This is a genomic window from Myxococcus sp. MxC21-1 (assembly GCF_032612255.1).
Taxonomy (GTDB): Bacteria; Myxococcota; Myxococcia; order Myxococcales; family Myxococcaceae; genus Myxococcus; species Myxococcus virescens.
This window is the reverse complement of sequence record NZ_CP123278.1, coordinates 5,072,929-5,083,814: the sequence shown is the minus strand read 5'-3', so window position 1 is coordinate 5,083,814 and position 10,886 is coordinate 5,072,929. Positions and strand designations below refer to the sequence as shown.

The following is a 10,886-nucleotide window of genomic DNA, read 5'->3' as shown; positions in this document are numbered from 1 at the left end:
ATGGCGAAACTATCTACACGCATTTCCGAATTGCCTGTCGTCAAGCTCGCGTACCTCGCGAGCCAGCTGCGCTCGAAGAAGGAGCTGCTGGCGGCCGAGCCCATCGCCGTGGTGGGCATGTCCTGTCGCTTCCCCGGTGGAGGTGACCTGCCAGAGACGTTCTGGGAGCTGCTCGCCGAGGGCCGCGACGCGACACGGGAGGTGCCAGCCTCACGCTGGGACGTCGACGCGTTCTACGACCCCACGCCCGGTGTCCCGGGAAAGATGTACACGCGCCGAGGCGCCTTCATCGACGGTGTCGACCTGTTCGACCCTGGCTTCTTCGGCATCACGCCGCGTGATGCCAAGGGGATGGACCCACAGCAGCGCTTGTTGCTGGAGGAGTGCTGGCGAGCCCTGGAGCGCGCCGGCATTCCGCCCGCCGGCCTCACCGGGAGCCGCACCGGCATCTTCCTGGGGCTGATGCACAACGACTACAACCTGCTGGGCATCGCCGAGAACATGGAGTTCCACTCGGCGTCGCTCAACTACCCGTCCGTCGCCGCGGGGCGCATCTCCCACACGCTGGGCCTTCAGGGGCCCGCGGTCTCCGTGGACACGGCGTGCTCGTCGTCCGCGGTCGCCATCCACCTGGCCTGTCAGAGCCTCCGCAACGACGAGAGCGACCTCGCGCTCGCCGCGGGCGCGAACCTGAACCTCTCTCCCGTCACGGTGATGGTGGAGTGCCAGAACCGCATGCTTGCGGCGGATGGCCGCTGCAAGACGTTCGACGCCTCCGCGGACGGCTTCGGGCGCGGCGAAGGTTGCGGCGTCGTCGTGCTCAAGCGCCTGTCGGACGCGCTGGCCCAGGGCGATGCCATCCTCGGCGTCATCCGGGGCTCGGCGGTCACACATGACGGCCGCAGCAGCGGGATGATGGTGCCGAACGGACGCTCGCAGGAGCGCGTCATCCGGGCGGCCTTGGACAGCTGCGGCGTGGAGCCGGACCAGGTGGGCTACATCGAGGCCCACGGGACGGGGACGCTGCTCGGTGACCCCATCGAGATGGAGGCGCTGCGGTCCGTCTTCGGGCGCAAGGGCGCTCGCGGTGAGCCGCTGTACGTCGGCTCGGTGAAGACGAACATCGGGCACCTGGAGGCCGCCGCCGGCATCGCGGGGCTCATCAAGGTCCTGCTCGCGTTGCAGAACGAGGCCATCCCCGCCCACCTGAACTTCGAGCGGCCCAATCCGAACATCCGCTGGGACGACCTGCCCGTCACCATCCCCACGGCCACGCGGCCCTGGCTGCGCGGTGACAAGCGCCGCATCGCGGGCGTCAGCAGCTTCGGCTTCAGCGGCACCAACGTGCACATGGTCGTGGAAGAAGCCCCCGTGCTGGCGCGGCCCCGCGTGGACGCGGAGCGCCCGGCCCATGTGCTGACGCTGTCGGCGAAGAGCGAAGCCGCGCTCGAAGCGCTGATGGAAGCGCAGGAACGCGCGCTGCCGGAGGACCCGCTGACGTTGGGAGACTGGTGCTACACGGCGAACGCGGGCCGCTCCCAGTTCGAGCACCGCGCCGCTGTTTCGGGCGCCACGGCCGCGGAGCTGCGCGCGAACCTGACGCGGCTGCGCGAAGAGAAGCTGCGCCCGGCGCGCGAACCCCTGCGCGGAACGGAGAGCCCCCGGCCTGTCTTCCTCTTCACGGGGCAGGGCGCGCTTCGTCCTGGCGTGGGACGGGAACTCTTCGAGACGCAGCCGGTGTTCCGGGCAGCGGTGGAGCGGTGCTCGAAGGCGCTGGAGGGCCTGCTCGATTGCAGCCTCGAAGCGCTCCTCTTCGGTGAATCTTCCGCGACGCTCCTGGAGGACACGCGCCATGCGCAGCCCGCGCTGGTGGCGCTGGAGTATGCGCTGGCGGAGCTGTGGGGTGCCTGGGGCGTCACACCAGCGGCCCTCATCGGGCACAGCCTGGGAGAGTATGCCGCGGCCGCTGTCGCGGGGGTGTTCAGCATCGAGGAGGCGCTGCGTCTGGTCGTGACGCGCGCGCGGCTCATTGGCGAGCTGCTGGGCCCAGGCGCGATGCTGGCGGTCTCTGCTTCGCTCGACACGGTGATCCGGGCCATCGCGCCGCACGCCGGCGCGGCCTCCCTGGCGGCGGTCAACGGCCCTGATGACGTGGTCATCTCCGGGACGCCCGACGCCATCACCGAGGTGGAGCAGGCGCTGTCGAGCCAGGGCATCCAGACGAAGCGTCTACGGATGTCCTACGCCTTCCACTCCACGCAGATGGAGCCCGTGCTGAAGCCGTTCGCCGAGGCCTTCCAGGGGCTCACGCTGTCGGCACCGCGCATCCCGCTGGTGTCCACGCTGGAGGGCCGGCGTGTCGGCGACGAAGTCTCCCGGCCCGATTACTGGTGCCGCCAGATTCGAGAGCCCGTCGCCTTCGCCAAGGCGCTGGAGGCGTCGCGGGAGGACGGGCACCGGACCTACCTGGAGCTGGGGCCCGCGCCCATCCTGGCTGGCATTGGCCGTAGGACGTTCCAGTCGGAAGACCTGTGCTGGCTCCCCAGCCTGCGTCCGTCCACTGGAGAGACAGCGCAGCTGCTCTCCAGCGTGGCGGAGCTGTACATGCGTGGCTTCGACGTGGATTGGGCTGCGTTCGATGCGCCTTTCGAGCGGCGCCCGCGCTGCTTGCCGACGCATCCCTTCCAACGCGAGCGCTACTGGATGGACTTGCAAAGCTCCGAGAATCGCCGGGGCTTTGCGGCGCGTGACGATGCCGCGCGAGGCGAGGCGCACTCCCTGCCGGGGACACCGCTGTCGCTCGCGGGAGCGAAGGAAACGCGCTTCGCGGCCCGGCTGAGCAGGGACGAGCCCGCCTTCATCGCGGAGCATCGTGTGCTGGGCAACCCAGTGCTGCCAGCCGCCTGCTACGTCGAGATGGTGCTCGGCGCCGCACACCACGCGACGTCCGGCGGGAAACCTCTGGAGCTCACGGCCATCGAGCTGGAGCGAGCGTTGGTCTTCGCCGAGGGACAGTCACAGGACGTCCAGACGGTGCTGACGCCCGAGGAGCAGGGCTCCCGCTTTGAAATCTTCGGGCAGACGACGGGGACGGCGGACCGGAATTGGGCCCGGCTGGCGCAGGGCCGCATCACCGAGTACCGCACGCAGCCGGAGAACGTGGCCCTGGAGTCGGAGCTGTTGCAGGCGTTCCCCCGGCAGGGCTCCGTCAGCGCGCACTACGACATGATGGCGCGCGGTGGGTTGGAGTACGGCCCTTCGTTCCGAGGCATCGATGCGCTGCGGTTCGGCGGGGAGGGATGCCTCGCCCACGTGCGGCTGCCCGATGCGCTCGTCATCGGTTTGGGGGACTACTGGCTGCATCCGTTGCTGCTCGACGCATGCTTCCAGACGGCGGCGGCGGCGTTCACGGACGGCGGCGCGCAGGTAGGAAGCGAAGGGCAGGGGCGCATTCCGGTCGCCATCGAGCGGCTGCGTTGGTTCAAGCGGCCCGGGAGCAGCATCTGGGTGCATGCCCGAACCGGGGCGCGCACGTCGCTCTCTGACGGACTGGTGAGCGCCGACCTCCGCATCCTGGATGAGGACGGCGCCGTCGTCGCCGAGGTGGAGGGTCTGCTGCTGAAGCAGGTCGACCGCCGTGCGTTCCAGGCGGCCTTCTCGGGGGCGATGCAGGAGCTCCTCTTCGAGCTGGCGTGGCGGGAGCAGCCCGTGCCCTCCGCGCGTGACCAGGTGGCTTCGCAGTCCGGGCCCTGGCTGTTGCTGGTGGATTCGGACCGCGTCGCGGACGAAGTCAGGGCGTTGGCGCGGCAACGCGCGTGGACCTGCGTGGTGGCCACGCCCGGTGCGTCCTACGAACGCGTCGACGCCAACCACTACCGGCTGAACCCCCATGACGCTGCGGGCTTTGACCGGCTGCTCCAGGACGTCTCCGCTCCAGCGGCAGTGGCCTACCTGTGGGGGCTCGGCGACCGTTCTCCCGAAGCCCTCTCCGGCGCGGTGACGTCGAGCACCGTGGGCGCGCTTCACCTCGTGAAAGCGATGGCGCGTGCCGGCTGGGCGCAGTCGCCTGCCCTCTGGATGGTGACGGAGAGCGCGGTGGCCGCCACGTCCACGGATGCGGTGGAGGGCTTTGCTCAGGCCTCGCTCTGGGGCTTCGGCCGCGCGGTGGCCATCGAGCACACGGAGCTCATGTGCCGCATGGTCGACCTGGAGCCGGGCTCCGAGTCGCTGGAGCGCTTGTTCCACCTCATGGCGCAGCCGCCGCAGGAGAACGTCATGGCCCTGCGCGGCGGCCGGCTCCTGGGCGCGCGCCTCGTGCGTCCTGGCAAGCCACCGGAACGCGCGGCCCCCGTGCGTATCCACCCGGAGGGCGTCTACCTCGTCACGGGAGGCCTGGGGGCGCTGGGGCTCGCGACGGTGGAGTGGCTGGTGGGGGCCGGGGCGCGGCACCTGCTGCTGGTGGGACGGAGCGAGCCCACAGACGCGGCGAACGCTCGGCTCGCGGCGCTGACCGCCCGGGGCGTCGGCGTCACCGTCGTACGCGCCGATGTCTCCCGTCAGGAGGACGTGCAGCGGCTGGTGGCGGGCGTGTCCGAGCGGGGCCAGTCCCTGCGAGGCATCATCCACACGGCGGGTGTGCTGGAGGACGGCGTCATCCTGCACCAGGATGCGGAGCGCTTCTCGCGCGTGTTCGCGCCCAAGGTGCAGGGCGCGTTGAACCTGCACCGCGCCACGGCCGGGATGCCGCTGGACCTCTTCGTCATGTACTCGTCCGCGGCCTCGCTGGTGGGCGTGGCGGGGCAGTCCAACTACGTGGCGGCGAACAGTGTTCTGGACTCGCTGGCGCATCACCGGAACCGCCAGGGTCTGCCAGCCCTCAGCATCAACTGGGGACGGTGGGCGGGCGCGGGCATGGCCGCCAAGAGCGCGGACCGGCCGGAAGCGTCGGATGCCGCCAGCCTCTCACCCGAAGTGGCGCTCCAGGTCTTCGAACAGCTGCTGGAGCAGGGGGCCGTGCAGGTGGGCGTGGTGCCCTTCAGCGTCTCCTCGCTGGAGGCGGGGCCTTCGCCCGGCCATGGCCCCTTGTTCTCCGAGCTGATGCTCCGTGAGCAGGCCCGGTCCGCGGCGGCTTCGCGGATGCATGAGCTGATGGACGAGCTGAAGCGGGCGGACGGGGAGCGCCGGCGCGCGCTGCTGACACGGTACGTGCAGAGCCGGCTGGGGCCCTTGCTGGGCTTCGCCCCGGACCACGAGGTCCTCCAGAAGAGGATTTCCTTGAACGAGATGGGGCTCGATTCGCTGCGCGCGGTCGAGCTGAAGAACCGCATTGGCCGCGAGCTGGGAGTGGACCTGCTCATGGCGCGTTTCATCGACGGCACCACGCTCGACGGGATTGTGGATGCGCTGAGCACCCAGCTCGAGCTCAAGGAGCTGCTCGCGCGTGCTCCCGCGGCCGAGGCCGCAGCCGACATCGAGGAGTTGACGGTATGAACCTGGGGGAATTGCTCGCCGAGCTGAATCGGCGGGGCCTGGAGGTCCGGGTGGAAGGCGACGCGCTGAGGCTGCGCGGACCGAAAGGCGCCGCCACCCCAGAGCTTCGGCAGTCACTGGCGGAACACAAACCCGAGCTGCTCGAGCTCCTGCGTGCCCATGACCGGGGGCAGGAGGAGGCGCCCATCGTCCCGGTTCAACGCACCGGGCCCGCGCCGCTCTCCTATGGGCAGACGCGGCTGTGGTTCCTCGACCGTTTGGAGCCCGGGAGCACCGCCTACAACCTGATGCTGGCGTTGCAGGTCGAAGGGCACCTCGACGTGGCCATCGTGAAGCGCTGTTTCACCGAGGTCATCCGCCGCCATGAGGTGCTGCGCACGCGGTATGCCGAGCACGCGGGCGTCCCGGTCCAGATTGTCGACCCGGAGCCCCGGTTCGACTTCCGCGTGCTCGACGAGCGCGAGGTGCTGGCCTCCGAGCCCGCGGGCGTGGAGGCCTTCCTCCAGCGGGAGGGCAAGCGGCCCTTCGACCTGGCCACGGGCCCCGTGATGCGTGTGCTCATCATCGAGCGGGGGCCCCAGGGACAGTACCTCCAGCTCTGCCTGCACCACATCGCGGCGGACGTGTGGGCACAGGCCATCCTCGTCCGCGAAATCGTGACGTTGTATGGCGCCTTCGCCAGCGGCCAACCTTCGCCGTTGCCGCCCCTGACGCTCCAGTACTCCGACTTCGCCGTCTGGCAGCGGGAGTACCTCCAGGGCGAGGTTCGCCAGAAGCTGGTGGACTACTGGCGCAAGAAGCTGGAGGGGGCGCCTCCGCTGCTCGAGCTTCCCACGGACCATCCTCGCCCCAAGGTGCAGTCGAACCGAGGCGGCGAGGTGCGCTTCGAAGTGGGCCCCCAGCTCACCGCCGCCCTGAAGGCACTGAGCCACACGGCCCGCACCACGCCCTTCGCGGGGATGCTGAGCGCGTTCTTCGTGCTCCTGCACCGCCTCACAGGGCGTGAGGACCTGGTCCTGGGCGCGAACTCCATCAACCGGACGCGCACGGAGCTGGAGCCGTTGGTGGGCTTCTTCGTGGACAACCTGGTGATGCGGGTGGACCTCGGCGGCAACCCGGGGTTCGCCGCGGTGCTGGAGCGCGTGCGTGAGACGGTGCTCGATGCCTTCGCTCACCAGGACCTGCCCTTCGACCTGCTCGTGGAGGAGCTGAGGCCCGCGCGCAGCCTGGGCTTCAACCCGTTGTTCCAGGTTGTCTTTGCGTGGGTCCGCGCTTCCGGCGAGGCCCAGGACGAGACGGGCCTCCGCATGCGGCCAATCGAGTTCGAGGCGGAATCATCGCGCTTCGACCTCAACCTCTTCGTGGATGACCACGGCGACCGGTTGTCGGCGCGGATGGTGTTCAACCGCGACCTCTTCGAGCAGGGCACCATCCAACACTACGTGGACTGCTTCCAGGTGCTGCTCGAAGGGCTCGTGGCCGAGCCCCAGCGGCCGGTGGGCGAGCTGCCCGTGCTCCCCGCGGATGTCCGCGAGCGCGTGCTCCGGCAGTGGAACGACACGGGGACGCCGCAGGCGGAAGGCGCGTGCCTCCATGCGCTCATCGAAGCCCAGGCGCTGCGCACGCCGGATGCGGTGGCCGTCGTCGTGGACGACTGGGAGCTGACCTACGGCGAGCTCGACCAGCTCAGCGACCGGGTCGCGGCGTCACTCCAGGATTGGGACGTGGGACCGGAGGTGGTGGTCGGCGTCTACCTGGACCGTTCGGCGGAGCTCATCGTGAGCCTGCTGGCGGTGATGAAGGCAGGGGGCGCGTTCCTCGCGCTCGACGCAGACGAGCCCGTGGACCGGCTCCGCCACATCGTCGCGGATGCCCGGCCCCGGGTGGTGATTTCTTCCACGAAGCTGTCCGAGCGCCTCTGGGGCATGGGGGGCTTCGTCACGCTCCACGTGGACGAAGGCTTTCGGGGCGTGCCCGCCGCGCCAGGCCAGCAGCTCCGCCGTGAGGTTCTCCCCGAACAACTGGCCTACATCCTCTACACGTCAGGCTCGACGGGCCGGCCCAAGGGCACGGAAATCACGCACCGGAGCATCGTCAACTACCTGCGCTGGAGCGTGGACGCCTACCGGCTTCGCGAAGGGACGGGGAGCCCGGTGATTGGCTCCGTCAGCTTCGACGGTACGCTGACGAGCCTCTTCGCGCCGCTCCTGGCGGGCCGCGCGCTGTTCCTCGTGCCGCGCGGTCACGAAATCGACCAGCTGACGTCCCGGGACTACCCCGAGCAGGGCTTCAGCTTCATCAAGATGACGCCGTCGCACCTGCGAGCCTTCAACGGCCTGGGGCGCACGCGCGAGGTGCTCGGCCGCACCCATGCGGTGGTGCTGGGCGGGGAAGGGCTGCACGGCGTGGACCTGGCCCCGTGGCGGGAGCAGGGTATCCCCACGCGCGTCATCAACGAGTATGGCCCCACCGAGGCCGCGGTGGCGTGCTGCTTCGAGACACTGCTGCCGGATGGAACACCCCCTCCAGAGCGGGTGCCCATTGGCCGGCCCATCCCGCACATGCGGTTGTACATCCTGGACCGGTACCTCCAGCCCGTGCCCGTTGGCGTACCCGGCGAGCTGTACATCGGCGGCGTCGGGCTGGCCCGAGGCTATCTGCGCCGGCCGGACCTGACGGCGGAGCGCTTCGTGCCCAACCCCTTCGACGGGGGGCTCGAGGGCTCGCGGCTCTACCGCACGGGGGACCACGCACGGTACCTCTCCGACGGCCGCATCGAATACCTGGGCCGCCAGGACGACCAGCTCAAGATTCGCGGTCACCGCGTCGAGGCGGGAGAGGTGGAGGCCGCGCTGGGCCGCCATCCCGACGTCGTCCAGGCCGCGGTGCTCCTGCAACGCCTTCCCAGCGGGGCACCGCGCCTGGTGGCCTACGTGCAGCCCCAGTCGATGGAGAACGGTGACCTGAGGGCGGAGCTGCGCAAGTCCCTGCGTGAGGTGTTGCCCGAGTACATGATGCCGGAGGTCATCGCGGTCCTGCCCGAGCTGCCGCTGACGCCCAGCGGGAAGATTGACCGCAAGGCGCTCCCACCCGGGGTGTCCGAGGCCCCCGTCGCCAGCGCGCTGACCCGCACGGAAGCGCGGACCGAGACGGAGCGGCAGCTCCAGGCGCTGTTCGGCGAACTCCTGGGCCTGAGCGCCGTGGCGCCCACCGACAGCTTCTTCGAGCTGGGAGGCCACTCGCTCCTCGCCGTCACGCTCATCTCGCGCATCTCCGCGAAGCTGGGCATCGAGGTGCCCCTCAACGAGGTGTTCGACCGGCCCTCCGTGGAGGCCCTGGCGCACTGGATTGACGAACACTCCAGCAAGGTCACCGCGCTGATTCGCCAGCTGCCCGCCTGTGTGGTGGCGCTGAAGCCCCTGGGACACAAACCGCCGCTGTTCCTCGCCCCGCCGTCCGCTGGCAGCCCGGCCGTCTACGTCGCCCTGGCCCGCCACCTGGACGCGGAGCAGCCCGTGTTCGGCTTCCAGATGCCTGGCGTCATGGACGACCAGCTGCCACCGGAGACCATCGAGGACACCGCCGCGCTGTATGTGGCGGCCCTGCGGCAGGTCCAGCCGCGCGGGCCGTACCGGATTGCGGGCTGGTCCTACGGAGGGCTCGTCGTCTGTGAAATGGCGCGGCAGCTCGAAGCGCTCGGGGAACAGGTGGCGCTGCTCGGCTTGATTGACGGTGCGGCGCTGGACCGGCTGGCCGGGCACGACGGTACCCCGCAGGAGATTCCCGCGGGCTCCCAGCTCATCAAGGTGCTGGGGGAGGCCCAGATGCCGCGGGACTACGCCAGCCTGAGATTGATAGGCGAATGGATGGGAATCAGCCTGCCCGAGTCATGGGCAGACCTGCTTCGTCGGGATACAGATGGGCAGTATTCATACCTGTGGCGTTTCTTGCGAGACAGCGCGCTGACGGCCCGGAATTTCCTGGCAACACGCCGTTCGGAGCAACTCTATACGTTCTCTTCGTATGGAGGCTCCGCCACACTTTTCAGGACGGGTCCGGTGACGATTGGGGGCGATCCGCTCGTCGACAGTGTGCGCAGATTCGCGCTCGCGGGGACGGAAGTGATACCGGTTCCAGGCAATCACATGACGCTCATCATGGATGAACGGAATGTCGCCGTGCTTGCAATTGAAATACAGAAATGTCTGGATAGGGTTTTGCCGCTCCCGCCAATCGCAGAAATGTCTCGGGCGGAAATGCCAGCAACGGGGCTGGCTGCGCAGCTCCCCATGGAGGTCATGTAATGCCGCACCGAGTCCTAGCAATGGATGGTACGTCTATTTCCGGCGGTGAGGGGTATGTCACCGCGGGCTTGCTCAAATCGTTGAAGGAGACGCTGACCAGCCGCGGAGGCGGGCAGAGCCTGCTGAACGACGTGGAGCTGTTCTCCGGCACGTCCGCGGGGTCCTTCAACGCCGCGTTCTTCGCCACCTACGAGAACCCCGATGACGCCTTCCCCAAGATCCTCGACTTCTGGGGGGAGGTCGTCCAGATGAACCGCAAGGCGGTGTCGCTGGGGCGGACGGCCATGGCGCTGACGGGCAACGCCGCGCTGCTCGACTCCAGCTACATGCGCGACTTCTTCTGCAGCTACTTCGGCGCCACGTTGCGCCTGGGAGACCTGAAGCGGAAGGTGGCGCTGCCGTCCTTCCAGCTCGACGGCCACCGCAAGTCGCTGCGGACCTGGAAGGCCAAGATCTTCCATAACACCGGTCCGGACAACGACTCCGACCACAACGAGCTGGTGGTGGACGTGCTGATGCGCAGCGGTTCGCCTCCGCTCTCCTATCCCGTCTACCAGGGCATCCGGGAGCAGGGCAGCGGCTACGTCGACGGCGGCATCTTCGCCAACAACCCGTCGCTGGTGGCGCTGGCGCAGATCATCAACAACATCACCCGCAAGAGCCGCTCGGAGAAGGTGGAGACGCTGGAGACGGAGCCGCCCGACCTGACGAACATCCTGATGATGTCGGTGGGCAACGGCTGCATGTCGTCGTACCTCACGCCGCACTTCTGCAAGGGCGTGGCCAACTGGGGCTTCTCCAAGTGGCTGCTGGACTTCCACGACCCCATGGTGCTCGTGAAGATGATGCTGGAGGCCGGCTCGGACGCGGCGGACTACCAGTGCCGCATGATTCTTCGGAAGAAGTACTTCCGCCTGAATCCCGTGGTGGACCAGACGCTCTCCGCGGCGAACCTCAAGCAGGTGGAGTCCACCGTCCAGAGCCTGCTGAGCACCCAGTCCACCGTCTCGCAGCTCAACCGTGCGCAGACGTGGCTCGGGAAGTCGGGCTGGGTGTCTGACGCGGCCAAGGCGGCCTAGCGCGAGAGGTGGA

Annotated in this window: 3 protein-coding genes; all 3 read left to right on the top strand. The window is 69.0% G+C overall.

Annotated elements, in window-relative coordinates; all coding sequences use genetic code 11:
- The 3 genes from QEG98_RS22650 to QEG98_RS22640 are packed head-to-tail and all read left to right on the top strand — an operon-like array spanning window position 1 to window position 10,873.
- Window positions 1–5,490: a type I polyketide synthase gene (locus tag QEG98_RS22650; protein ID WP_316562785.1), complete on the top strand. Its 5,490-nt coding sequence runs from the start codon at window positions 1–3 to the stop codon at window positions 5,488–5,490.
- On the top strand, window positions 5,487–9,794 hold the full coding sequence (locus QEG98_RS22645; protein ID WP_316562784.1) for an amino acid adenylation domain-containing protein: 4,308 nt from the start codon (window positions 5,487–5,489) through the stop codon (window positions 9,792–9,794). The genes QEG98_RS22650 and QEG98_RS22645 overlap by 4 nt, the downstream gene beginning before the upstream one ends.
- Window positions 9,794–10,873, top strand: coding sequence for a patatin-like phospholipase family protein (locus QEG98_RS22640; RefSeq protein WP_090490719.1), 1,080 nt, complete (start codon window positions 9,794–9,796; stop codon window positions 10,871–10,873). Before QEG98_RS22645 ends, QEG98_RS22640 begins: the two co-directional genes overlap by 1 nt.
- Window positions 10,874–10,886: the final 13 nt, after the last annotated feature.